General features: G+C 61.2%; 21 protein-coding genes. 10 read left to right on the top strand and 11 right to left on the bottom strand.

The window, feature by feature from the left end; all coding sequences use genetic code 11:
- Positions 1-42: 42 nt before the first annotated feature.
- From CD175_RS13270 to CD175_RS13295, 6 genes are all read left to right on the top strand, one after another.
- Entirely contained in the window at positions 43-4,680 is a 4,638-nt protein-coding gene (locus tag CD175_RS13270) for a SpvB/TcaC N-terminal domain-containing protein (protein WP_104449247.1), read from the top strand.
- 251 nt (positions 4,681-4,931) lie between these two features.
- Complete coding sequence (locus CD175_RS13275; protein ID WP_104449248.1) at positions 4,932-6,698, top strand: sensor histidine kinase; 1,767 nt, start codon at positions 4,932-4,934, stop codon at positions 6,696-6,698.
- Positions 6,692-8,026 carry a sigma-54-dependent transcriptional regulator gene (locus CD175_RS13280; protein WP_104449249.1) on the top strand — a complete coding sequence of 445 codons (1,335 nt, stop codon included), beginning with the start codon at positions 6,692-6,694 and terminating at the stop codon, positions 8,024-8,026. Before CD175_RS13275 ends, CD175_RS13280 begins: the two co-directional genes overlap by 7 nt.
- Before the next feature lie 299 nt (positions 8,027-8,325).
- A complete protein-coding gene (locus CD175_RS13285) occupies positions 8,326-9,645 on the top strand; it encodes an MFS transporter (protein ID WP_007978480.1) in 1,320 nt (439 codons plus the stop codon).
- 223 nt (positions 9,646-9,868) lie between these two features.
- Entirely contained in the window at positions 9,869-10,102 is a 234-nt protein-coding gene (locus tag CD175_RS13290; RefSeq protein WP_104449250.1) for a hypothetical protein, read from the top strand.
- A 202-nt stretch (positions 10,103-10,304) separates the two neighbouring features.
- Positions 10,305-10,934, top strand: coding sequence for a flavin reductase family protein (locus CD175_RS13295; RefSeq protein ID WP_095965424.1), 630 nt, complete (start codon positions 10,305-10,307; stop codon positions 10,932-10,934).
- Here CD175_RS13295 and CD175_RS13300 read toward each other — a convergent pair whose 3' ends face one another.
- Together CD175_RS13300 and CD175_RS13305 are read right to left on the bottom strand one after the other, a co-directional pair.
- The gene (locus CD175_RS13300; protein WP_102698409.1) at positions 10,935-11,165 is read right to left on the bottom strand and encodes a hypothetical protein; all 231 of its coding nucleotides are present in this window, start codon (positions 11,163-11,165) and stop codon (positions 10,935-10,937) included.
- Positions 11,166-11,206: 41 nt separating this feature from the next.
- Positions 11,207-11,560 carry a putative quinol monooxygenase gene (locus tag CD175_RS13305; protein ID WP_104449251.1) on the bottom strand — a complete coding sequence of 118 codons (354 nt, stop codon included), beginning with the start codon at positions 11,558-11,560 and terminating at the stop codon, positions 11,207-11,209.
- 363 nt (positions 11,561-11,923) lie between these two features.
- On the opposite strand from CD175_RS13305, the gene CD175_RS13310 reads away from it, so the two are divergent.
- On the top strand, positions 11,924-12,853 hold the full coding sequence (locus CD175_RS13310; protein WP_104449252.1) for an AraC family transcriptional regulator: 930 nt from the start codon (positions 11,924-11,926) through the stop codon (positions 12,851-12,853).
- A 147-nt stretch (positions 12,854-13,000) separates the two neighbouring features.
- Here the strand turns inward: CD175_RS13310 and CD175_RS13315 are convergent, their stop codons facing one another.
- The 6 genes from CD175_RS13315 to CD175_RS13340 all read right to left on the bottom strand — a co-directional run bounded on the left by CD175_RS13315 (position 13,001) and on the right by CD175_RS13340 (position 20,517).
- Positions 13,001-14,056, bottom strand: coding sequence for an ABC transporter ATP-binding protein (locus CD175_RS13315; protein ID WP_007978493.1), 1,056 nt, complete (start codon positions 14,054-14,056; stop codon positions 13,001-13,003).
- A gap of 18 nt (positions 14,057-14,074) precedes the next feature.
- The gene (locus CD175_RS13320; RefSeq protein ID WP_007986104.1) at positions 14,075-14,923 is read right to left on the bottom strand and encodes an ABC transporter permease; all 849 of its coding nucleotides are present in this window, start codon (positions 14,921-14,923) and stop codon (positions 14,075-14,077) included.
- Complete coding sequence (locus CD175_RS13325) at positions 14,920-15,828, bottom strand: ABC transporter permease (protein WP_104449253.1); 909 nt, start codon at positions 15,826-15,828, stop codon at positions 14,920-14,922. Before CD175_RS13325 ends, CD175_RS13320 begins: the two co-directional genes overlap by 4 nt.
- Before the next feature lie 205 nt (positions 15,829-16,033).
- On the bottom strand, positions 16,034-17,137 hold the full coding sequence (locus CD175_RS13330) for an ABC transporter substrate-binding protein (protein WP_104449254.1): 1,104 nt from the start codon (positions 17,135-17,137) through the stop codon (positions 16,034-16,036).
- Between the two features lie 297 nt (positions 17,138-17,434).
- Positions 17,435-18,883, bottom strand: coding sequence for an aldehyde dehydrogenase family protein (locus tag CD175_RS13335; RefSeq protein ID WP_104449255.1), 1,449 nt, complete (start codon positions 18,881-18,883; stop codon positions 17,435-17,437).
- The gene (locus CD175_RS13340) at positions 18,880-20,517 is read right to left on the bottom strand and encodes a 5-guanidino-2-oxopentanoate decarboxylase (RefSeq protein ID WP_104449256.1); all 1,638 of its coding nucleotides are present in this window, start codon (positions 20,515-20,517) and stop codon (positions 18,880-18,882) included. Before CD175_RS13340 ends, CD175_RS13335 begins: the two co-directional genes overlap by 4 nt.
- A 159-nt stretch (positions 20,518-20,676) precedes the next feature.
- Between CD175_RS13340 and CD175_RS13345 the strand changes: the two genes are divergently transcribed.
- On the top strand, positions 20,677-21,558 hold the full coding sequence (locus CD175_RS13345; protein ID WP_007978506.1) for a LysR substrate-binding domain-containing protein: 882 nt from the start codon (positions 20,677-20,679) through the stop codon (positions 21,556-21,558).
- Positions 21,559-21,661: 103 nt separating this feature from the next.
- Here the strand turns inward: CD175_RS13345 and CD175_RS13350 are convergent, their stop codons facing one another.
- Positions 21,662-22,276, bottom strand: coding sequence for an NAD(P)-dependent oxidoreductase (locus tag CD175_RS13350; RefSeq protein WP_104449257.1), 615 nt, complete (start codon positions 22,274-22,276; stop codon positions 21,662-21,664).
- Between the two features lie 207 nt (positions 22,277-22,483).
- Positions 22,484-23,368, bottom strand: a complete 885-nt coding sequence (locus tag CD175_RS13355; RefSeq protein WP_104449258.1) for an MBL fold metallo-hydrolase — start codon at positions 23,366-23,368, stop codon at positions 22,484-22,486.
- A 222-nt stretch (positions 23,369-23,590) separates the two neighbouring features.
- Between CD175_RS13355 and CD175_RS13360 the strand changes: the two genes are divergently transcribed.
- Both CD175_RS13360 and CD175_RS13370 read left to right on the top strand, forming a co-directional pair.
- Positions 23,591-24,496, top strand: coding sequence for a LysR family transcriptional regulator (locus CD175_RS13360; RefSeq protein ID WP_205886334.1), 906 nt, complete (start codon positions 23,591-23,593; stop codon positions 24,494-24,496).
- A gap of 150 nt (positions 24,497-24,646) precedes the next feature.
- Positions 24,647-24,868, top strand: a complete 222-nt coding sequence (locus tag CD175_RS13370; RefSeq protein ID WP_057713469.1) for a hypothetical protein — start codon at positions 24,647-24,649, stop codon at positions 24,866-24,868.
- 9 nt (positions 24,869-24,877) lie between these two features.
- Here the strand turns inward: CD175_RS13370 and CD175_RS13375 are convergent, their stop codons facing one another.
- Positions 24,878-25,774, bottom strand: a complete 897-nt coding sequence (locus CD175_RS13375) for a helix-turn-helix domain-containing protein (protein WP_104449260.1) — start codon at positions 25,772-25,774, stop codon at positions 24,878-24,880.
- Between the last annotated feature and the right edge of the window lie 74 nt (positions 25,775-25,848).

The following is a 25,848-nucleotide window of genomic DNA, read 5'->3' on the forward strand; positions in this document are numbered from 1 at the left end:
TTGAAAGCACTCGATGCATTCTCTGTCACGGCGGACACTTCCATGGCGAACGAACAACAGGGTTCCCTCGAAATCAACGCCCCCGCCCTCCCCAAAGGCGGCGGTGCCATCCAGAGCATCGGCAAGGGCTGGGGCGGTGTGGGCACCACCGGTGCCGCATCACTGGAGTTACCCCTGCCGATCAGCAAGGCCCCCAACCGCGACCTGGTCCCGGCCCTAAGCCTGGGTTATAGCAGCGACGTCGGCAACAGCCCGTTCGGCATCGGCTGGCGCCTGACCACCAACGCCATCACCCTGCGCACCACCAAGGGCGTGCCGAAGTATGAAGGCAACGATCAGGTGGTCGGCCCCGGCGGTGACGTGTGGATGCCCGAGAGGAGTGACGATGGCCAGATCATTTCCAAAGTAGTGAACAAGCACCGCGTAGTGCGGCATTGGCCACGGATCGAAGGCGGGTTTGATCTGATTGAGCACTGGACCAGAGTTTTCGATCCGGACAAAGAGAAGGACGCTGCGAACCATCCTGATTACAACCCCGCCGGCTTCTGGCTGATCCATGGCGCCGACGGCAGCCTGCACTGCTACGGCAAAACCCAGGCCTCGCGCCGGGCCGATCCCACTGACAAATGCCATGTCGGGGTCTGGTTGATCGAAGAAAGCCTCAACCTGCGCGGCGAGCACGTTGTGTACGAATACAAGGCTGAAACCGACGCCCCCGTCGCTCCGCAATTTCGCGATTACCGTGCCCAGCGCTACCTGCACAAGGTTTTGTACGGCAATGCCCAGGCATCCGCCGACCTGTACTCCTGGAGCGCCGATGGCTGGAAAGACGTGCAATGGCATTTCCATTTGGTATTCGACTATGGCGAACGCAGCGCCGACCTCACACAAATACCGACCTTCGAGCCCACCGGTGAATGGCAGGTACGCAGCGACCCGTTCTGGAACTACGCCTACGGCTTCGAATTGGGTTCCCGGCGCCTGTGCCGTCAGGTCCTGATGTTTCATCAGTTCACCGAAGAGCTGGGTGACGATCCGGTGCTGGTCCAGCGCCTGTTGCTCGAACATCGCCCGAGCGCGCTGGGCTACAACCACCTGACCGCCGCGCACATCCAGGCCTATGACAATCAGGGGCAGATGGAAAGTCGCCCGCCCATGGAGTTTTTCTACAACCCGTTTGAACTCGATCCGCAGCGCCAGGGTTACAGCCAGTTCCCCCAGATGCCGGGGCTCAATGACGGCCAGCGTTATCAACTGGTGGACTTGTATGGCGAAGGCATTCCGGGCGTGCTGCTGCGCAGTGACAAGGCCTGGTACTACCGCGAACCGCTGCGTGCCGACAGTGGCGGCAATGACGTGAGCTACGGCGACTGGGCGTTGTTGCCCGGCATTCCCGTGGCCGATAGCAGCAAACCGATTCGCCAGTCATTGAGCGACCTGACCGGCGACGGCAAGCTCGACTGGGTGATCGCCCGTCCCGGCATGTCCGGGTTTTTCACCCTCAATCCGGACCGAAGTTGGTCGAACTTCGTGGCCTATGCTGCGTTTCCCTCGGAGTTTTTTCATCCCGATGCGCAATTGGCTGACCTGGTGGGCGATGGTCTGACGGATCTGGCGTTGATCGGTCCACGCAGCGTGCGTCTGTATTCAAGCCGTCGTGCATTCGGGTTCAGTCAAGGGGCCAACTTCCCTCGCGGCAAAGACGATGACTCGCTACCCCTGTTGAGCAGTACCCAGACCGAACTGGTGGCTTTCAGCGATCCACTGGGCAGCGCGACACAACACTTGATTCGCATCCGCCACAACGAAGTCAAATGCTGGCCGAATCTGGGGCATGGAAAATTCGGCAAGGGCTTCGTCCTTTGTGGGCTGAAATTCCCATATGCCGAGTTCGATTCGTCGCGGGTGCGGCTGGCGGACCTGGACGGTTCGGGCGCGGTTGACCTGATCTACCTGGAGTCCGACGGTTTCCGGGTCTACATGAATCACGCCGGTGAAGGCTTCGAAGAGAATTATGTAAAAGTGCCATGGCCAAAAGATGTGCGTTACGACCGCTTCTGCCAGGTGAGCATCGCCGACCTCAACGGACTGGGTTGTTCCAGCCTGATCCTCACCGTACCCCACATGAAACCCGAGCACTGGCGCTACGATTTCGTCAGCGCCAAACCCTATCTGGTCAATGCCAGTCACAACAACATGGGCGCCGTGACGGGGGTGAGTTACCGTAGTTCGGCGCAGGAATGGCTGGACGAAAAAGCCGAGCTGATCGCCGCCGACAAAGCCCCGGTTTCGCACCTGCCGTTCGCCATGCACCTGGTCAGCCAGCAGACCCAACTGGATGAAATCACCGGCAACCGACTGACCCAGGGCTTCACCTATCGCCAGGGTTTCTACGACAGTTTCGAGCGTGAGTTCCGCGGTTTTGGCTTGTTGCTGCAAACCGATACCGAAGCGTCGGCGGTTGAACGCTCGAGCCCGGGTTTCACCGCACCGATCCTGAGCAAAACCTGGTTTCACACCGGCCGCGCCATCGACATGCGCGACGACGGTTACTACGCCGGTGACGCAGAGGCAGAGCCGTTGAAGGAGACGCTACTGCACGAGTATCACCTCAGCGATACGGCGGGACGCGTGATCGTTCCCGATGAAGACCTCGCCCGCGAGATGGCCCGAACCCTCAGCGGCTCGGTGTTGCGTGCGGAGGTTTTTGCCGCCGACGATGATCCGCAAACGGCCGTGCCCTACAGCGTGCAGGAGAACCGCTTCCTCATTCGCCATTTGCGCCCCAAAGGCAAACATCATCCCTATGCCGTATTGCAGTTACTGGCGCTGGAAAGCATCGCTTATCAATACGAGCCGCAGGTGGCGGACGACCCGTTGGTCCAACACACACTCAACCTGCAGTGGGACAAATTCGGCGGCCTCACCCACGGTTTCGTCGTGCACTACGCCCGGCGCAAAACCAACAAGGACAGCCCGCCCTTCGCCGTCAACGTGCCTGGCGACGAAAGCGATGAAGACTACGAAAACAGGTGGTGGCTGGACGCCCATGACGACGCGCAACAATGCTGGTATCTGACCGAGACCAAGGCCGAGTATTGCCACCTGGATAAACGTGAAGGCTGGCGTCTGGGCATTCCTTATCGTCAGCGCAGCAATGCGCTGGTACTGGATAAGGCCAAACTCAGGCCTATCGACATCCACTACTCTAACTTCCTTGAGTGGGCCGATGAGGACGGCGCCTGGGCAGCCCAAGCGGTGTTGACCGGTTTGTCGCTGCAGCGGTATCTGGATCCGGCCACAGGCGAACTGCTGGACCCGAAAAAACTGATCTTCAGCGCCCTACCCGGCTGTCAGGAAACCGCCGAACTGGATGCCACCGCCCTGAGCGCCTACGACAAGCTCAAGGACGATAAGGGCAACATGCCGTTCAACCTCAAGGAGAAACTCGAATCAGTCGGTTACCACATCATGGAGCTGTTCTTGCCGGAGCCTGCTGCCAGTGAGCTCGCAGATCCGACCGACGCGAAAAATCACCTGTGGTCAGTGCGTAAAAACTTCCCTGTGTATCACAAACTGGCGGGGTTCTATAACGTCGGAAAATTCCAGCAGACCAAGAGCCACGGCATCACCTCAGTCGAGTATGACGAGCACTGGTGCCTGAGCACCGCCGTCACTCTGCCGGATGGCTGCACCACACGCATCCTTGGTGTCGACTACCGATCGTTCCTGCCAGCCGGCATTCTCGACCCCAATCAAAACACCCAGGAGGCCCGCTACAACGCGTTCGGCGAAGTGCTGGTGACCAGCTTCTATGGCACCGAACTGGGCGAGAAGGTCGGTTTTCACTCCCTGCGCAACTACTTGCCTCCCGAAGACCGAAGCCCCGCAGGCGCCATAGCCGACAAGAACAAGGCGATCGGTCATTACGCCACCGCCACATTCTCCGCACCTTTCAGCTGGATGGGCAAAATCCCCCCGATAGATCCCACGCCCTGGCTGGCCTGGGCTCGTAGCGAAGGTTTCATATTGCCCGACGGTCATCTGTGCAGCCGGGCTCGGGTACATCTCGAGGGTTTGCAAAACCCTACTGCGGACGAGCAACGGCTCCAGCTGTACGTCGATTCTGCTCATCGCGAACCCGTGCATGTGGTCACCTTGCAGGCCGACCGCTATCCCGGCGACCTAGAGCTGCAAATCCGCGCGGCCATCGCCTGCTGGGACGGCTTCGGTCGCTCCCTGCAAACCAAGCAAGAGGTCGAACCCGGTATGGCGTGGTGGGTGGACGAGAATGACAAGCTGACACTCGACAAATACGGCCGGCCCAAGGAAGCAGAGGCCGCCCGTCGCTGGCGGGTCAGCGAACGGGTCGAGTACAACAACAAGGGCGAAACGGTGCGCATCTATCGGCCTTACTTCGCCAACACGTACCGCTACATCAATGACGAGGCGATACGTGAAGCCGGGTATCACGACCAGCAGTTCTACGACGCCGCCGGCCGGCCGACCCACACCGTGCTGGCGAAACAAATGAAGCAAGGATCCCCACCAGCATTCAAACCATTGCGCCGGGAAAAGCGCTATCGCACCTGGTACTCCATCGATTTCGATGAAAACGATAAGTTTGATCCGCCCAAACCCGTAGAGGAAATACCAGAGGTCAACAGGACACTGCATTGAACCTGCACATTCATCGGCATACGCCCCGGTTAGCGGTTATCGACAACCGGGGCTGTAGATGCGGTTCCGGATGTAGACATCCACCACGGCAATTCCGTCGAAAGCCCCATTTCAAACCCAACAAACGTGAGGCAAAGAACATCCGTATGTGTGTAGCCGACGCAAGCCTGTAGATCTTCTGCAGCCTTGTCTCTTCAAGCGGGTTCACCATGCTATCGTGCCCGCCCGACTTTCTACCTGTTTGTGCCAGCATGCTGCCGATTTCCCGTAACGTGCGTTTGTCGCTGTACATCCTGTTGATCATCGCCGGCGCCGCCATCGCCGCGACCCTGGCCATGCGCCACGCCGTGCGCCAGTCAATGGTCGAAGACGCCGCCCGAGCCAATCAACAACTGGCGCTCTATGCCACGTCGCTGCATACCCTGATCGAACGTTACCGCGCCCTGCCCGCCGTGCTGGCGCTGGACCCGGAGTTGCGCTCGGCGCTCAAGGGGGCGGTGAGTCCCGGGCAGCAGGATGCGTTGAACCGCAAACTGGAAAAGATCAACGGCGCCGCCGAATCCTCGACCCTGGAATTGCTCGATCGCACCGGCCTCGCCGTGGCGGCGAGTAACTGGCGTTTGCCCAGCAGTTATGTCGGCCACAACTACGGTTTCCGTCCCTATTTCAACCAGACCCGCACCCAGGGCACCGGGCGTTTTTACGCGGTAGGCGTGACCAGCGGGATTCCCGGCTACTTCCTCTCCAGCGCGGTCAGCGATGACGACGGGCAGTTCCTCGGCGCCATGGTGGTGAAACTGGAATTTCCCGAACTGGAACGCGAGTGGCGCCAGGGCAGCGACACGCTGTTGGTCAGCGACGCGCGCGGGATCATCTTCATCGCCAACCAGCCGGGCTGGCGCTATCGCCTGCTCAAGCCGCTAAGCGACAGCGATCACGCCGAACTCAAGGCCACCCGCCAATACGACAAGCAGCCCCTGACGTCGCTGGAGTTTCAATCGTTGCGGCGTTTCGACGACAACAGTGACCTGGCTCGGGTCGATGGCCCGGACGGCAAGGCGGATTACCTGTGGGAATCCCTGCCGCTGAGTGCCGAAGGCTGGACCTTGCATCTGCTGCGGCGCCCGCAAGTGGCCTTCGAAGACAGCCGCAATGCCGCCCTCGCTGCGGCCGGGTTGTGGCTGACCCTGGTGTTCCTGCTGCTGTTTCTCAATCAGCGCTGGCGCCTGGCCAAGCTGCGCCAGCGCAGTCGTGAAGAACTCGAACAACTGGTGGAAGAGCGTACCCGCGACCTGCGCACCGCCCAGGAAGGCCTGGTGCAGTCGGCCAAACTCGCGGCGCTGGGGCAGATGTCCGCCGCCCTGGCCCATGAGATCAACCAGCCGCTCACCGCCCAGCGCATGCAGCTGGCGACCTTGCGCCTGCTGCTCGACCACGGCCGGGTCGACGACGCCTACAAGGCGCTCAAACCGGTGGATGAAATGCTCACGCGCATGGCCGCCCTCACCGGCCACCTGAAAACCTTCGCCCGCAAAAGCCCCAGCGGTTTGCGCGAACGCCTGGACCTGGCGGCGGTGGTGGACCAGTCGCTGCAACTGCTCGACACCCGGCTGCGCGACGAACAGGTCAGCACCGTGTTGCACCTGACCCGGCCGGCCTGGGTGCGCGGCGATGCGATTCGCCTGGAACAGGTGCTGATCAACCTGTTGCGCAACGCCCTCGATGCGATGCAGGACAAACCCTGCAAACGCCTGGAAATCCGCCTCGAAGCCGACGAACAATTGTGGCGCCTGAGCGTGATCGACAACGGTGGCGGGATCGCCGAAGAGAACCTGCCCAAGGTCTTCGATCCGTTCTTCACCACCAAACCGGTGGGCGATGGCCTGGGCATCGGTTTGGCCGTATCGTTCGCCATCGTCCACGAATCCGGCGGGCGCCTGAGTGCCGGCAATCATGACAAGGGGGCCGTTTTTACCCTGACCTTGCCCATCGACCTGGAGGTGCATGAACCATGCTGAACTCAGTGATGGTGGTCGACGACGAAAGCAGCATCCGCAGTGCCGTCGAGCAATGGTTGAGCCTGTCGGGTTTCGAGGTGCAATTGTTCAGCCGCGCCGACGAGTGCCTCGCGCAATTGCCCAGGCACTTTGCCGGGGTGATTCTCAGCGATGTGCGCATGCCCGGCATGACCGGCCTGGAACTGCTGGCCGAAGTGCAACGACGGGATGCCGATTTGCCGGTGATCCTGTTGACCGGCCACGGCGACGTACCGATGGCCGTCGAGGCCATGCGCGACGGCGCCTACGATTTCCTCGAGAAACCCTTCAGCCCGGAAACCCTGCTCGGCAGCCTGCGCCGCGCCCTCGACAAGCGCCGGCTGGTGCTGGAAAACCGGGCGCTGCACGAGCAGGCGGACAACCGCGCCAAACTCGATGCCACGCTGCTCGGCGTGTCCCGTGGCCTGCAAACCCTGCGCCGCCAGGTGCTGGACCTGGCAGCCCTGCCGGTGAACGTGCTGATTCGCGGGGAAACCGGTAGCGGCAAGGAACTGGTCGCACGCTGCCTGCATGACTTCGGGCCGCGAGCCGACAAGCCCTTTGTCGCACTCAACTGCGCGGCCATCCCCGAGCAACTGTTCGAGGCCGAACTGTTCGGTCACGAGAGCGGTGCGTTCACCGGAGCGTCCGGCAAGCGCATCGGCAAACTCGAATACGCCGACGGTGGCACGCTGTTTCTCGATGAAATCGAAAGCATGCCGCTGGCCCAGCAGGTGAAATTGCTGCGGGTGCTGCAAGAGCAGAAGCTTGAGCGACTGGGCTCGAACCAGAGCATTCGCGTGGATTTGCGCATCATTGCCGCGACCAAACCGGACTTGCTCGACGAAGCGCGGGCCGGGCGTTTTCGCGAAGACCTGGCCTATCGCTTGAACGTCGCTGAACTACGCCTGCCGCCCTTGCGCGAACGCCGTGAAGACATCCCGTTGCTGTTCGAATCCTTCGCCCAAAACGCCGCCGAACGGCTGGGACGTAAATTTCCACCGTTGAGCGGTGCGCAGTTGAGTCATCTGCTGAGCCACGACTGGCCGGGAAATGTGCGCGAACTGGCGAACGTCGCCGAGCGTCAGGTACTGGGGCTTGGTGAGCCTGTACCGACAGGGATCGAGCCCGGTCAGTCACTGGCGGCGCAGCAGGAGGCTTTCGAGGCGCAATGCCTGCGTGCGGCATTGACCCGGCACAAGGGCGATGTGAAAGCGGTGCTTGAAGAACTGCAACTGCCGCGGCGGACCTTCAATGAAAAGATGCAGCGGCATGGGTTGAGCCGGGAGATGTTCCTGCAAGAGACCTGAGTTTGCAGTGTCTGTCCTGGCCCCATCGCGAGCAAGCTCGCTCCCACAGTGGATCTGTGTACGCCGAACATTGTGGGAGCGAGCTTGCTCGCGATGAGGCCGGCAAAGGCAGTACAAACACACCGCCAGATGAGCAACTTTCCGCTCACCACCACCCGCAGATAAGCGGATTTCCGCTCACCAAAACATCCTGCCCCCCTCTAAACCGGCCCTCTTCCCCTTGGCACAGCTCCTGCTATAGCCCCTGCAGGCTGCGTTTAACCGCGCTCCACAAAAACAATTAAATGAAGGATCCTTCAATGGATAACTCCAACTCCCTGCCGCTTGGGTCGGCTGCCGTGCCGGCCAAAGAAAGAACCACGTCCAGCCGCATCAAATCGATCTTCAGCGGTTCCGTCGGCAACATGGTCGAGTGGTACGACTGGTACGTCTACGCCGCCTTCTCCCTGTACTTCGCCAAGACGTTCTTCCCCAAGGGCGACACTACCGCCCAACTGCTCAACACCGCCGCGATCTTCGCCGTCGGCTTCCTGATGCGTCCGATCGGTGGCTGGCTGATGGGGCTGTATGCCGACAAGGTCGGGCGCAAAAAGGCCCTGATGGCCTCGGTGTACCTGATGTGCTTCGGCTCGCTGCTGATCGCCCTGAGCCCGAGTTATGAAGTCATCGGCATCGGTGCGCCGATCCTGCTGGTGTTCGCACGCTTGCTGCAAGGCCTGTCGGTGGGTGGCGAATACGGCACCTCCGCCACTTACCTCAGCGAAATGGCGACCAAGGAACGTCGCGGCTTCTACTCCAGCTTCCAGTACGTGACCCTGATCTCCGGCCAGCTCATCGCCCTGGCGGTGTTGATCGTGCTGCAACAACTGCTGACCACCGAAGAGCTCTACGCCTGGGGCTGGCGCATCCCGTTCGCCATCGGCGCGCTGTGTGCCGTGGTGGCGTTGTACCTGCGTCGCGGCATGGAAGAGACCGAGTCCTTCACCAAGAAGGAAAAGGCCAAGGAAAGCGCGATGCGCACCTTGATGCGTCACCCCAAGGAACTGATGACCGTGGTCGGCCTGACCATGGGCGGCACCCTGGCGTTCTACACCTACACCACGTACATGCAGAAATACCTGGTGAACACCGTTGGCATGAGCATTTCCGACTCCACCACCATTTCCGCCGCCACGCTGTTCCTGTTCATGTGCCTGCAACCGATCGTCGGCGGGCTCTCGGATAAAATCGGTCGCCGGCCGATCCTGATTGCCTTCGGCATTTTGGGTACGCTGTTCACCGTGCCGATCCTCACCACCCTGCACACCATCACCACCTGGTGGGGCGCGTTCTTCCTGATCATGGCGGCGCTGATCATCGTCAGTGGCTACACCTCGATCAACGCCGTGGTGAAAGCCGAACTGTTCCCGACCGAAATCCGCGCCCTGGGCGTGGGCCTGCCGTACGCACTGACCGTTTCGATCTTCGGCGGCACCGCTGAATACATCGCGCTGTGGTTCAAGAGCATCGGCATGGAGACGGGTTACTACTGGTACGTGACCGCGTGTATCGCCGTGTCGTTGCTGGTGTACATCACCATGAAAGACACCCGCAAACATTCGCGGATCGTCACCGACTGATCACCGACCGGCGCTCACTGCAACGGTGAGCGCCAGGCCCTTCGCGAACGGGTTCGCGGAGGGCACCATTCGTCTCCCCCACCACCAGGATAATCATCGGTTAATGCACCGGCAGCAGCCTGCAGCTGAGTGCATCCAGATCGACAGGACGCACGTATATCCGTTACAGGCCTCGAAGGAGTGCCTGAACGTACCCATAGCGAACGTACCTGGAGTACCTGCCATGAAAACCCGATTGATCCTTGCCCTGACCCTTTCCGTGCTGGCTGCCAATGCCTTTGCAGCCGACGGCTACGACAAGACCGGTTCGGCCTCCTACGGCTCCGGCACCAGCGCGGCCATCGAACATGCCCATTCGGGCACCTATGCCGCCGATGGTTTCGATAAAACCGGCACCGCGGACGCTATCGCTGCCGACGGCTTCGACAAAACCGGCAGCGCAGAAGCTATCGGCTGAATGTGGAGGGAAATTCACTGGCCAGCTTCAAAACCTGTAGGAGCGAGCCTGCTCGCGAAAGCATTCTTGCAGACCACACAGCGGTTGAATGTGAATCCGCTATCGCGAGCAGGCTCGCTCCTACAGTGATCTTCATCCGGCTGGAATTCTGCAGCGCATGACTGCACCATGAACGTTCCCGCACGCTCTGGAACACAGCCCAATGCCCGACGACATCCACTTCTACGAACCCGCCAACGGCCACGGCCTGCCCCACGATCCGTTCAACGCCATCGTCGGCCCGCGCCCCATCGGCTGGATCTCTTCACAGGATGCCGAGGGCCGCTTGAACCTGGCGCCCTACAGCTTCTTCAACGCCTTCAACTACATCCCGCCGATCATTGGTTTTTCCAGCGTCGGACGCAAAGACAGCCTGAACAACATCGAACAAACCGGCGAGTTCGCCTGGAACCTGGCCACACGGCCGCTGGCCGAGCAGATGAACCAGAGCAGCGCCATGGTCAGGCCTGAGGTCAACGAATTCGAACTGGCCGGCCTGACGACCGTTGCCTCGAAGGTCATTCAGGTGCCACGGGTGGCCGAAAGCCCGGTGTCCTTCGAGTGCAAGGTCACGCAGATCATCCAGTTGCAGCGGGCGGACGGCAATGTGGTGCCGAGCTGGCTGATCCTCGGCGAAGTGGTCGCCGTGCATATCGCCAAATGGCTGTTAAAGGATGGGGTATACGACACCGCCGCGGCAGAACCGATTCTGCGCGGCGGCGGGCCGGCGGATTATTTCCAGCTGGGGCCTGAGGCGTTGTTCAAGATGTACCGCCCGGGGGCGGTCAAGTGATCACCAGAGCAGGTCGGTGTTTTCCTTGACGTCCTTGAGGCGGGTCAGCTCCCTGGCGGCCGCATCATCGGCCTCGTGGGCCGTCTTGAAGGTCTGGCCTTCCAGCACTTTGTGAAACCGCGGGGCGCCGGCACCACCCAGCGCTTTGACGGCGATAGCGGCGTGGTAGCCGCCCTCGCCCGGTACTACAGCGGAAACAGCTTCGAAGTGATCAAAGGCTTTACGTGCCATGTCGCGAATCCTGGCTGGTTGAGAATGCCGTCATTAAACCCTCAACCGGCCAGTTTGTGTACCGTCAGTCCGGACTGACCGAGGGCCTGCGCCGCCGACACCTCCTTGAAGGTGTGGAAATCCAGACTGTTGACCACCAGTTCCTGCACCAGCTCGGCAAAAATCTCCATCGCCGGCGTGCTGAAGTAGGCGGTCATGGCCTCTTGATCGCTCCAGAAACCGGACACCAGCCACAGTTCCGGATCGCACTGCGAATGCTGCAAGGCGAAGCTCAGGCAGCCTGGCGCTGCGCGGGACGGTTCGATCAGGGCGCTGAGGCGCACACCGAGTTCCGTCGAGCGCCCGGCGCGCGCCCGAACGAAGGCCATATGACTGACGGGGATCTGCTTGGACATGTTCAACCCTCCCGGGGAGTCGCGTGGCAGCCGTGGGACGGGCTGCGACAGGATCAAAGGTTAAGGGCCACCGCCCGGGTGCCGTTAGTCGATTCCTGCCGGTGCATTGCACGATCCTGCGAAACTTCCTGTAGGAGCTGCCGAAGGCTGCGATCTTTTGATCCTGTTTTCAAGATCAAAAGATCGCAGCCTTCGGCAGCTCCTACAGGGGTTGGTGGGTGGCAGGGACTGCCTTTGATGCACTGGCATGGAAGTCACCCCCGGCAGAATCAGGCAAGCATCCTGCAGGATGTGTCTACCGCTGCCACTTGCACAAACATATGCTCTGCTCCATTCCCTCCATGCCTGCCGAGGATGCCGCGCATGACGTCGCTCGATCACTTTCAAGCCCCGCTGGACACCGACATGGAAAAGCAGCGCGCGGAACTGGCGGCGATCATCCGCCGTAACACCGCCGAAGATGGCAGTTATGCCACGGCCGTCAGCTCGCTGTTCATGTCACGCCACAGCCAGTCCCACGAGTTTGCCCCGGTGCTCGCGCAACCGGCACTGTGCATCATGGCCCAGGGGCGCAAGGAAGTTCAGTTGGCCAACGAGTACTTCAACTACGACCCGTTGAACTACCTGGTGGTCTCGGTCTCGATGCCGCTCAGTGGACGGGTGGTGGATGTCTCGGCCGAGGAACCGATCCTGGCCCTGCGCCTGGACATCGATCCGGCGGAAATCACCGCGCTGATCGCCGACGCCGGCCCCCTCGGCGTGCCCACCCGACCGACCGGGCGCGGGCTGTACGTCGAGCGGCTCGACACGGCCATGCTTGATGCTGTGCTGCGCCTGGCACGGCTACTGGACACGCCGAAAGACATCGCCATGCTCGCGCCGCTGATTCGCCGGGAGATCCTCTATCGCCTGTTGCGCAGCAAACAGGGACATCGGCTGTACGAAATCGCCATCGCCAACAGTCAGAGCCATCGCGTCAGCCAGGCGATCAAATGGCTCAATGGCCATTTCGAACAGCCGTTGCGCATCGATGATCTGGCGAAGGAAGTGAACCTGAGCGTATCCACCCTGCATCACCGCTTCAAGGCAATGACAGCGATGAGTCCGTTGCAGTATCAGAAGCAGTTGCGCCTGCAGGAAGCACGGCGGTTGATGCTGGCCGAAGGGCTGGAAGCTTCGGCGGCGGGGTATCGCGTTGGGTATGAAAGTCCGTCGCAGTTCAGCCGGGAGTACAGCCGGTTGTTCGGCGCGCCGCCGTTGCGGGATCTGGCGCGGTTGCGGTTGACGGTCTGATCAGGAGGGTGTGGTGTTGCGGATGGCGCCATCGCTGGCAAGCCAGCTCCTACAGGGGAATATTGGTGAACACCCAATTGTGTGAACACCGACGGCCCTTGTAGGAGCTGGCTTGCCAGCGATGGGCTGCACAGCAGCCCCTGAAAATCAGGCCCCAAGTACCCGGCAAGCCTCCGCCGGCAAGGTCACCGACACCGGATGGCCGACGCTCAGACCAAAGCCCTGGCACGGCGTGCTCAGCGCGGTAAACGACACCCCGGAACACTCAACCGTGGTCTCGATGGTCGCGCCGATATCGCGCACGAAGGTCACCTTGCCCAGCAAACGGTTGCCCGCCGTCGCCTGCGGCGCCGACAGTTGCAGGTCTTCCGGGCGAATCAGCATCTTCACCTTTTCCCCTGCCGCAACGCTCGTGCAGATCGGCACTTGCAGCGCATCGCCACCCGGCAGGCTGACCTTGCCGTTGCCCAGCGCCGTGGCCGGGAAGATGTTGCCCGAACCGATGAAGTCGGCGACAAACTCGTTGGCCGGGTGCCGGTAGATTTCAATCGGCGTGCCGACCTGCTGCACCCGGTGTTCACCCAGCACGACCACGATATCGGCCATGGTCATGGCTTCACGCTGGTCGTGGGTCACCATGATGGTGGTGATGTTCAGGCGCTGTTGCAGTTGACGGATTTCCACCTGCATCGATTCACGCAGCTTGGCGTCCAGCGCCGACAACGGTTCGTCGAGCAGGAGGATTTTCGGGTGATTGGCAATCGCCCGGGCAATCGCCACGCGCTGGCGTTGTCCGCCGGAGAGCTTGGCCACCGGACGATCGATCATCGGTTGCAATTGGATCAGCTCCAGCAACTCCACCACCCGCGCCTGCTGGTCAGCCTTGCTGACCCCGCGCAGTTTCAGCGGATAGGCGATGTTCTCACCCACGGTCATGTGCGGGAACAGCGCCAGGGACTGGAACACCATACCGAAGTTGCGCAGGTGCGCCGGGGTGTGGCCGATGTCTTCACCGTCCAGGCGGATCTCGCCGCCGGTCAGGGTTTCAAGGCCGGCAATCATGCGCAGCAGCGTGGTTTTGCCACAGCCCGAAGGGCCGAGGAAACACACCAGTTTGCCCTCGGGCAAATGCAGGTTCACATCGGTTACCGCGCAGGCCGAGCCGTAATGTTTCTCGACGTTTTCCAGAATCAGACCAGACATTTGAAGTACCTCAAGAAATCAGAACGAAACGCCACCTTCACCAACCAGCTTCTCCAGCGCCCAGATCAGGACGAAGTCGATCAGCACGATCAGCACGGCAAACGAAAATACGGTGGGGTCGAGCGAAGACACGGTGCGGCTGTACATCCAGATCGGCACGGTCATCACATCGATGGTGTAGAGGAAATAGGTCACGGTGAACTCGTTGAACGAGACGATGAACGCCAGCAGCATGCCCGCCAGGATCCCCGACTTCATCAACGGCACCACCACATCGACAATCGCCCGCAATGGTGAGGCGCCGAGCATCTGCGCGGCCTCCTCGACTTCGCTGCCGATGGAGAGCATCGCGGCTGTGCAGTTCTTCACCACGAATGGCAGCGCCAGGATCACGTGGGCAATCACCAGGCGCGAGGTGGTCATCTGGAACGGCAGGCTGTCGAACACCAGCAGCAATGCCAGCCCCAACACCACCATCGGGAACACCAGTGGCAACGACATCAGTTGCAGGGCCACGGCCTTGCCACGGAACTCGCAACGGGTCAGGGCATACGCCGCCGGTACGGCGATAATGGTCGCGAACACCATGGTCAGGCAGGACACCATCAGGCTGGTGGTCATGGCTTTGCCCAGGCTCAGCACATCGCTGGCGTCCGGTGACACGAAGGTGTGCCAGGCGGCCTTGTACCATTGCAGGCTGTAGCTGCTCGGCGGGAAGTCGAGGTTCGACGCGCCGCTGAACGACATCACGATCATGGTCAGGATCGGCAATACCGCCAGCAGCAGGATGAAGCCCGAGAGAATGCCGGCGAACTTGCCGGTCTCGCCGGGCAACAGTCCATAACGTTTCTTGGTCAGGGTGCTCATTGGGAAGCCTCCAGCATGCGCCGACGACGGCCAGTGATGTATTCGGACAAGGTCATGATCGCGAGGGTAGTGACGATCAACACCACACCGGCAGCGGACGCGGCGGGCCAGTTCATCAGCGGGGCGATCTGGTCATGCACCATCACCGCCAGCATCGGCACGCGCCGGCCACCAAGCAGCAAGGGCACCACGAAACTGCTGGCGTTGTAGGCGAACACCAGGGTCGCACCGGTAATGATCCCCGGCAGACTCATCGGCAACACCACCTGGCGGAACACCTGGAAGCGACTGGCGCCGAGGGTGGCAGCGGCTTCTTCGTAGCTACGGGCGACGCCGCGCATGGCGCTGGCGATCGGCAACACGGCCAGCGGGAAGGCGGTTTGCACCAGGCCCATCAACACGCCGTTCTGGTTGTACAACAGCATGATCGGGCGCTTGATCAGGCCCAGGCCCATCAGGGTCTGGTTGAGCATGCCGCCTGGACCGAGTATTACCAGCCAGCCGTAGCTTTGCAGCAGCAGGTTGACCAGCAATGGCAGCAACACCGCCGCGAGGAAGATCCGTCGCACGAACGGCGAGGTCAGGCGCGACATGGTGTAGGCCACCGGGATCGCCAGAATCACGGCGATCACTGCGCTGATCAGCGCCAGGCGCAGGGTCAGCATCAGGGATTTGAGGTAATAGGGTTCCAGCAACTGGGCGTAGCTGGCCAGGCTGAACCCGGACCATTCCGCGCCTTTGGTGCCCACGCTCATGCGCAGTACCAAGAGGCTCGCGGCAATCAGTACGCCAAGAAACAGCATCGACGGCGTGAGGAAAAGCCAGGCGCGCGTCGTTGGCGAAACACCCCGAGCGGCGCGCACGGGGGCGGCACTCACCGGATGGGTCAGAGGTTGGTGTTCCATAGCAAAGGTCTCGTCAATGGAAGATCAAGCGCAGGAATGCGGGTGTGGTAACCGGTCCCTGTAGGAGCTGCCGAAGGCTGCGATCCTTTGACCTTGATCTTTGAAGATCAAAAGATCGCAGCCTTCGGCAGCTCCTACAGGGGTATCCGGTCAACCTTCAGACCTGGGCCGCGATGAGGTTCGAAGAACCTCCCCGCTATTCAGATCAGGAAGAAAAGATTTCCGTGTAACGACGAATCCATTGGTCATGCACAGTCGCCAGGAAGGCGTTGTCGTGCATGATCGCCTTCTCGGCAATCTGCTCCGGCGTGAGGATGTACGGGCTCTTGCGCGCTTCGGCGGAGATGATCGCCTTGGCGTTGACCGGGCCGTTGTAGATGTCTTCAGCCATCTTGCCCTGCACCAATGGGTCCAGGGAGTGGTTGATGAAGGCATAGGCCATGTCGGTATCGCCCGGACGGTTCTTCGGCATCACCGACAGCATCAGGTCGGTGTAGAAACCTTCCTTCATGCCAAAGGTCGCGCCCAGACCGTAGTTTGGATCGCGGATCTGTTTCGGGAAGAACGCCGGTGCGTACAGGCCACCCATGTCCAGGGAACCGGTGCGGAACAGCTCGGCGATCTGGTTCGGGTTTTCACCCAGGGTCACCACACGATCTTTCAGCTCGGCGAGTTTCTTGAAGCCAGGTTCGATGTTGTGCTCGTCACCACCGGCCAGTTTGGCGGCGATGATGATCAGGTCCATGGCCTCGGTCCAGTTCGGCGGCGGCAGGAAGATGTTCGGGGCCAGTTCCGGGTCCCACAGGGCCGCGTAGCTGGTCGGAGCTTCTTTCTGGGTGCGGGTGCTGTAGACCAGGCTGTTGCACCACAGCAGGTAACCGATACCGTGGCCATTGGCGCCGGTGCGGTACTTCTCCGGTACATCGACCAGGTTGGGAATACGGTTGAGGTCGGGTTTTTCCAGCAGGTTGGCGGCGGCCAGACCTTCGGCGCCCACGCCTGCCAGGGTAATGATGTCGTACTGCGGACGATCACCGCCGGCCTTGAGTTTGGCGACCATTTCCGAGGTACTGCCGGTGCGGTCAGCGATGACCTTGCAGCCGTACTTGTCTTCGAAAGTCGCGGCGATGTTGCGCAGTGCAGCCAGGCCGGTGTCGTCGGACCAGGTCAGCAAACGCAGGGTCTTGCCGGCAAAACGTGTGTCGCTGGCATTGGCCTTGATGAACGGCATGCTCATGGCCGCTGCTGCAACCGAGGCTACGCCTACGGTCTTGATAAATTGACGTCTGTTCAGATCATGCTCGCCCATTACGGACTCCCTTTGTTTTTGTAGGTATAAGGCAGGTCGAAACTGTTGCATCCGCGCGACCGGATCAGCGTTGGCCCCTCTATTTTCGGGGGGTTGGCTGAGCCAGCAAGTTCATCCTGAGGTTGTGTAAAACAGCTGACTATCGATAAAAACTCATTGAAGCCATGACGCCAGCGCATGCCTCATGTAGGAGCGAGCATGCTCGCGATGGGTGCACTGGCGCCGCGTACATTCAGGCGCCCCACGTCATCGTTGACGTCCATCGCGAGCAAGCTCGCTCCTACACAGTGATCGGTGTCAGACGGCCCGGATCACGTGTTTGATTTCCTGGAAAGCCTGCAAGCCCCACGGCCCCAATTCGCGGCCGATGCTGCTCTGCTTGTAGCCGCCCCAGGCGGTCTGCGGGAAGATCACCTGCGGTGCGTTGATCCACACAAGCCCCGCCTGCAAAGCGTTGGCGACGCGGTCGGCTGCCTCGGCATTGCGCGTGACCACACTGGCGACCAGGCCGAACTGGCTGTCGTTGGCCAGGGCAATCGCCTCGGCTTCAGAGGCGAAACTGCGCACGCAGATCACCGGGCCGAAAATCTCTTCACACCACAGCGCACTGTCGAGGGGCACTTCGGTGAAAACCGTCGGCTGCAAAAAATATCCGCGCGGCAGGTCCGCCGGGCGATTGCCACCGCAAACCAGTTTGGCGCCAGCGCTCAAACCACGATCGATGTGACCCAGGACACGCTGGTATTGCGCCTGATTGACCAGCGCGCCCATTTCCACGTTCGGGTCGAACGGGTCGGCCACGCGAATCGCTTCGGCACGGGCCTTAACGCGGCTGAGGAATTCATCGGCCAGTTCATCGGCGACCAGCACGCGACTGGTGGCGGAGCACATCTGCCCGGCGTTGAAGAAACCACCGCCGCAAGCCACTTCCACCGCCAGGTCGAGATCGGCATCGGCCAGCACCAGCAGCGATGATTTGCCGCCCAGTTCCAGGCTCACGCCTTTGACGGTTTCCGCCGCCCGCTGCATGACCTGCACACCAACGGCATTACTGCCTGTGAAGGAAATTTTCGCGATACGCGGATCCGCCGACAATGGCGCGCCAACGGCCAGGCCAGTGCCACACACCAGGTTGAACACGCCCGCCGGCAAGCCGGCTTCAGCAATGATCGTTGCCAGTTCCAGCTCCGGCAGCGGCGTCACTTCCGAAGGCTTGAGCACCACGCAGCAACCGGCGGCCAGGGCAGGGGCGAGTTTCCACGCGGTGGTGACCATCGGGAAGTTCCACGGCACGATCAGGCCGACCACACCGCACGGCTCACGGCGCAGGCGCGCACTGAAGTCGTCGCTCGGCAGTTCGATGGCGCTGTCCTGCTTCGCGTCCAGCCCTTCGGCCAGACCGGCGTAATACTCGAACGTGGCGATCACGTCATCGACGTCGATCGCGGCTTCGAATTGCGGCTTGCCGTTGTTGCTCGACTGCAAGTGCATCAGTTTTTCACGGTTGGCCTGCACGCCCGTGGCGATTTTGCGCAGGATGGCAGCGCGTTCGGCGCCGGTGGTTTTCGACCAGCCGGCGAACGCCTGGGTCGCCGCGCTCACCGCTTGATCAACCGCACGCTCATCGCCGCCATTGACCGTGGTCAACAGGGCTTCGGTCGCCGGGTTGATGACGCGCAGGTGTTCATTGCCGGCCGACCATTGGCCGTTGATGTACAGGCCATCCAGGGTAGTCGGGAAAGTCATTTGGACACCGCCTTCATCCACTCGGCCTGATCGATTTCAATCAGGGTCGGGCCCTGGCGATCGTTGGCCACACGCAATGCGCCGCGCAATTGCTCGACACTGCTGACGGCTTCGGCCGCGCAACCCAAGGCCTTGGCCACACCGATGAAGTCCGGGGTGTAGATGTCCACGCCCACCGGCTCAATGGCACGGTTGACCATGTATTTCTTGATCTCTTCGTAGCCCTGGTTATTCCACAGCAGCACGATGACCGGCGTGCGCGCTTCAACGGCGCTGGCCAGTTCCGGCAGGGTGAACTGCAGGCCGCCGTCACCGATCAGGCACACCACGGGTGGGCGGCTGCCGCTTTCAGTGCTGCCGCCGAGCCAGGCGCCAATCGCCGCCGGCAAGGCGTAACCGAGGGTGCCGTAACCGGTGGACGAGTTGAACCAGCGACGCGGGCGCTCCGGGTTGAACGTCAGGTTGCCGGTGTAGACCGGTTGGGTCGAATCACCGACGAACACCGCGTCCGGCAGCTCGTGCAGGACGGTTTCGAGGAAACGGGTCTGGGCCAGGGTCGGTGCGTCCCAGGTCGCGGCCAGGTCTTCACGCAGACGGGCGGCCCGTACCTGGCCCCAATCGTTGCGGCGCTCGGCCAGGGATTTGTGCGACAAGGCGCTGAGCAAAGCCTGGGCAGCGTTGCGCGAGTCGGCCACCAATGCCACGTGCGGCGGGTAGTTGCGCACGGTCTGGTCCGGGTCGATGTCCACGCGCAGCAACTTGCCAGGAATCTCGAAGCCACCGGCGAAGGTCACGTCGTAGTCGGTCTCGGCCAGTTCGGTGCCGATGGCCAGGACCACGTCGGCCTCGGCGACCAGCGCACGGGTGGCAACCAGGCTCTGGGTCGAGCCGATCAGCAGCGGGTGGCCGGAGGCGAGCATGCCCTTGGCATTGATGGTCAGTGCGACCGGCGCGTCCAGCAGCTCGGCCAGCTCAGTCAGCTCGGCCGCCGCGTCGATGGCACCGCCACCGGCGAGAATCAGCGGACGCTTGGCGTTGGCCAGCAATTCGGTCATGCGCGACACGGCACTCGGCGAAGCACCGGCGCGGTCGATGTTGACCGGCAGGCTGCTGAGCAGCTCGTCAGCGTCTTCGACCAACACGTCCAATGGAATTTCAATGTGCACCGGACGCGGACGGCCTGCCTGGAACAGCGCAAAGGCGCGAGCCAGCACAACCGGCAATTCCGACGCCGACATCAGGGTGTGGGAGAACGCCGCGACACCTGCGCACAGTGCGCCCTGGTTCGGCAGTTCATGCAGCTTGCCGCGACCGCCGCCCAACTGGCTGCGCGATTGCACGCTGGAGATCACCAGCATCGGGATCGAATCGGCGTAGGCCTGGCCCATGGCGGTGGTGATGTTGGTCATGCCTGGGCCAGTGATGATGAAGCACACGCCCGGTTTGCCGCTGGTGCGGGCGTAGCCGTCGGCCATGAAGCCGGCGCCCTGTTCATGGCGCGGCGTCACGTGGTTGATGCTCGAACGGGCCAGCCCGCGATACAGCTCCACGGTATGAACTCCCGGAATGCCGAACACCTGCTCGACTCCGTAGTTTTCGAGTAACTTGACCAATACTTCGCCGCACGTCGCCATGTCTTTGCCCTTTTTGTTCGTTTGAGACGCCGGGCATGCGCTGTGTTTATGATGGATTGGCAGGCCCGGGAATGGCCTCATTGGAACGGGCGACACGTAGCCGCAACAATGGATAAAAAGTCATACTAGCCATGTCCTCACGTCATACCTTGGATCCCAATGAAACGACTGCCTCCCCTGCCGGCGCTGCACACTTTTCTGATTACCGCGCAGTGCTGCAATTTCACCCGGGCTGCCGAACAACTGCACATTACCCAGGGCGCGGTCAGCCGGCAGATCGCCGGGCTGGAAGATCACCTGGGTTATGAGCTGTTCATTCGCCAGGCCCGAGGCCTGGACCTGACCGCCGAAGGACGGGAGTGGCTGCCACGGGTGCAGCAGATTTTCGGCCTGATCGACGAGGCCGTGGAGCAGATCGGCGAGAAGCGCGAAACCCTGCAACTCAAGGCACCGACCTGCGTCATGCGCTGGTTGCTGCCGCGCCTGCTGCAATGGCAAAGGGAACGCCCGGACGTGCCGGTGGAACTGACCACCACGGTCAAGCACGGCGTGGATTTTCATCTCGAACAGTTCGATGCGGCGGTGATGTACGGCGCACCGCCAGACAATTCATTGATGTCGCAAAAACTCTTCGACGAGCAACTCACGCCGGTGTGTTCCAGACCGATGCTCGAAGGCCCCATGCCCCTGCAGACACCTGCCGATCTGCAACAACACCTGCTGCTGCACCCGACCCGCGATGAACGGGACTGGAAGGCCTGGTTGAAGGCCGCGGATGTGAATTTGACCAATGTCGGCAAGGGCCAGCACTTCGAAACACTGGACCTGGCGATGTCGATGGCGTCCCAGGGAACGGGGGTGGCGATTGGCGACTGGTCGCTGATCGGCGATGACCTGAATGCCGGACGGCTGGTCATGCCATTCGAATTGAAGGTCACCACAGGGCTGGCGTATTACCTGGTGTTCCCCGAAAAACCCGGACCTTCGCCGAAGTTACGTGAATTGATGGGGTGGTTGGTGGAGCAGGCGCAGTCGCGGTAAAACTTGAAACGCATCGCCGGCAAGCCGGCTCCTACAAAGATTGGCGTCGCAACACAGATCCACTGTAGGAGCCGGCTTGCCGGCGATGAATTCAGCGAAGCTATCAATACCCGACGGTAAACCGCTGCCGCGAATGCTTCGGTGCTTCCACTTCGTCGAGCATTGCAATCGCATAGTCGGCAAAGGTTATCCAGCTACGCCCTTCGCTGCTCACCAGCAAATCATCCTGGCCGAGGCGGAATGTCCCGGTGCGCTCGCCTTCGACAAATTCGGCCGAAGGCGACAGGAAGGTCCAGTCCAGATCCCGCTCTTCACGCAAGTCTGCGAGGAATTCGGCACCGGCGCTGGCCTCTGCCTTGTAAGCCTCAGGGAAACCTTCGCTATCGATCACTCGAGTGCCATCGGGCAACAAGAGCGAACCCGCACCGCCGACTACCAGCAAGCGTTTGACCCCGGCCTTCTTCACCGGCCCGATGACGGCACTGGCAGGCAGCGTTGCGAAATGTGCGGCGCTGATGACTGCGTCATGCCCTTCGATGGCCGCTTGCAATGCACGGGCATCCAGAGCGTCGACGTTGCGCGTGACCACACCGGCACGCTGGCCGATTTTCGCCGTGTTGCGGGCGATCGCGGTAACGCTGTGACCGCGACGCAGGGCTTCTTCCAGCAGTTGGCTACCGGCACGACCGGTGGCACCGATGATTGCGATGTTGCTCATGACGTACTCCTGTGGATAACAAAGTGAAAAGCATTTCAGCCTTTTGTGGCGAGGGAGCTTGCTCCCGCTCGGCTGCGCAGCAGTCGTAATACCTGTGTCTATGAGGTACCTGAAGGAATGCGGGGGGGAGTGCTTCGCACTCCAGCGGGACGGTGCGGCGATCCGACAAGCTCCCTCGCCACAAAAGCCCCCGCTCATTTCAAAGAGTCACTCCCCCCACTTCATCTCGCCCTTGGCGACTTTGGCGCTCAGCTCCAGGGAGCTTTCATCACCCAGGGCCGGGAAGCGTTTTTTCATTGCCGCAATCAGTTCAGCGGAATCCCTGGCCTTGGCGGTTTCTTCGTCGAAGGCCTTGATGTAAGCGGCGGTGAACTGCACGGCTGCCACGGAACGACCGCTCTCGCCGAGGTAATGCCCCGGCACCACGACCTGCGGTTTCAGGGTTTCAATGGAATGCAGCGTAGCCAACCAATCGGCATGGGACTGCGGCGTTTGCGTGTCGGCCATCCACACGTGGATGTTTTGCGCCACCACGACACCACCGACGACCGCCTTGATCGACGGAATCCACACAAAGCTGCGATCCGGCTGCGGCCCCTCAAGCCCAAGCACCTGCAACTTCTGCCCTTCGAGGATCAGGCTGTCGCCCTTGAGCACGTCCGGCACGATGGTTTTGGCCGGCACATCGGCGCCCATTTTCGGGCCCCAGAAGGCCAGTTTGCCGTCGACGGTTTGCTTGATGTGGTCAACGGTCGGCTGCGAGGCGAGGACCCTGGCCTTGGGGAACGCGGCCGTCAGGGTGTCGAGGCCGAAGTAGTAGTCCGGGTCGCCGTGACTGATGTAGATGGTGGTCAGTTGCTTGCCGCTGGCGCGGATTTTTTCCACCACCTGCTCGGCCTGGGATTTGCCGAATTGGGCATCCACCAGAATCGCTTCCTTTTCGCCGCTGACCAGCACCGAGGTCACCGGGAAAATGGCTTTTTCGCCAGGGTTGTAGACATCCAGCGTCAGGGTCGAGGCGGCTGCATGGGCGGCGAAACCGAAGGCGGCACTTCCCAGTAAAACGCGCTTGAGGGTGGTGAAACCGATCATTTGTTGCTCCGTGATCCCGATGCCATATTTGGCGATGCCTTTTGTAGGAGCGAGCCTGCTCGCGATGGACGTAAACGATGACGCGTACTTATCGGATATTCGCGTTGTCTGCGAGTCCATCGCGAGCAGGCTCGCTCCTACATGAACCCAGAGCTTAGTTGCCTGACTCGGTACAAAAAATGCGATGCTTGAACATAGTTTGTTTCTGAAAGCGGGCAAATCATGGATCGTCTTCAAGCAATGCGTGTGTTCGTCACGGTGGTCGACCTCGGCAGCCAGTCGGCCGCCGCCGATCACCTGGAGCTGTCACGGCCGGTGGTGTCGAGGTATCTGGCGGAACTGGAAGATTGGGTCGGCGCGCGCCTGATGCACCGCACCACACGCAAGTTGAGCCTGACCGCCGCCGGCAACGAGATCCTGCCGCGCTGTCGGCAAATGCTCGACTTGTCCAGCGACATGCAAGCCGCCGTCAGCGAACCGGATGACGCACCGCGCGGTCTGCTGCGGATCAGCGTCAGCACCTCGTTCGGCCAGGCGCAACTGGCCGATGCCATGGCCGCATACGTCAAGCGCTACCCCGGCGTCAGCGTCGACATGCAGATGCTCGACCGCACCGTGAACCTGGTGGACGAGCGCATCGACCTGGCGATCCGCACCAGCAACGATCTGGACCCGAACCTGATCGCCCGCCGCCTGACGGTTTGCCGTTCGGTGATCTGCGCTTCCCCTGCCTACTTGCGCGAACATCCGGCGCCGCAACGGGTCGAGGACCTGAGCCTGCACAACTGCCTGACCCATTCCTACTTCGGCAAAAGCCTCTGGCATTTCGAGCAGGACGGCGAGCAGGTTTCTGTACCGGTGCAAGGCAACATCAGCGCCAACGAGGCCAGCACGCTGTTGCGTGCAACGATCGCCGGCGCCGGGGTGGCGATGCTGCCCACGTACCAGGCCGGCGTGCACATTCACAGCGGCGAATTGATTCGCCTGCTGCCGGCGGCCGAACCCCGGCAAATGAACGTGTATGCGGTGTATGCCTCACGCAAGCACATGCCGGCGGCGCTGCGCAGCTTGCTGGATTTTCTGGTGGTGAGATTTCCGGAAGAACCGGAGTGGGATGCAGGCCTGTAAACACCGATTCTGTAGGAGCTGGCTTGCCAGCGATGGCGTCCTGTAGACCTGCGCAATATCCAAAGCCCCCATCGCTGGCAAGCCAGCTCCTACAGGGGTATTCGTGTTCTGAATGGCTCCTTATGGCTGGCAACTCAATGGCGCTGACCTATGCTCAAAGTAGTACCGAAAGGTATTCGTTCAGAGGTCAACGCCATGAACATCAGAACAAGAAGATACCTCGCGATCTTCATCACCTGCGCGGTCACGCTCGGGCTGTATGGCGCTGCCGCCTGGCGCGTCGAGCAACTGCGCAACCTGCCCCGTGAAGCCGCGAGCTGCAACTTCGAACGCTGCATTCCCCACAACGCTACCCTCAACGCCCTCCGGTAACGAAGGGGGTCAGGCTTCGTTGTCCTGATCGGCCTTCAAGCGGTCGCGGAAGGCCTTGGGCGAAATCCCCACACGACGACGGAACAGGCGCGTGAAGTTGGTCGGATCGGAAAACCCCAACACGTCGGACATTTCATAAATGGTCATGCTGGTGTAGGTCAGCAAGCGCTTGGCCTCCAGCAATTGCCGTTCGTGCATGATCTGCAACGCCGGTTGCCCCGCCAGCTCACGGCAGGTGCCGTTGAGGTGCGACACGGATATCCCCAGCCGATGCGCCAGATCCTCGACCTTGACGTGCTGGCGATAAGTCTCTTCCACCAGCTGAATAAAGCCGTTGAGGTATTCCCGGGCCCGCTGCGGCCGCGCCATGGCGGTGCGACGCTGGATCACCTGGCGACTGACCCACACCACGATCACGCTGACCAGGGAATGCATGAGCATTTCCCGCGCCGGTTGATGGCTGGTGTATTCGTTCTGCAAGGCACTGAACAGGCTGTTAAGGTACTCGGCGTCCTTGCCTGCCGGGTAACTTTCGGCCTGGGCCAGGGCATTGACCGAGTGGCCCAACTGCATCTGCAGGTGGGCGATCAGCGGTGCGGCCAGGGTCACGACAAAGCCTTCCACGTCTTCGGAAAAGCGAAAGCCATGCACCGACAGCGGTGGCAGGATCTGGATCCCCGGTTCCACCAGTTGTGTACGTTTGCCTTCGATTTCAAGCTCTGCCTGACCCTTGAATACGAAGAGCAGTTGACATAAATCAGCGTGGCGGTGGGGTTTGATTTCCCAATGATGTTCGCGGCTGCGTTTGGAAATGGTTTCACAGTGCAGCAAGTCCGGGGTCGGCCAATCCAGGCTTTCACCGTAGAGCTTGAACACCGGAATCGAAGGCAGGTCAGGCTTGTTCATCACTTCAATCCAGGCCTCGGAGTTTGATGGCGGGCGATAATCGCACCGATTGGCAGAATGTACAGCTATCGGCT

The sequence above is a fragment of the Pseudomonas laurylsulfatiphila genome, assembly GCF_002934665.1.
GTDB lineage: Bacteria > Pseudomonadota > Gammaproteobacteria > Pseudomonadales > Pseudomonadaceae > Aquipseudomonas > Aquipseudomonas laurylsulfatiphila.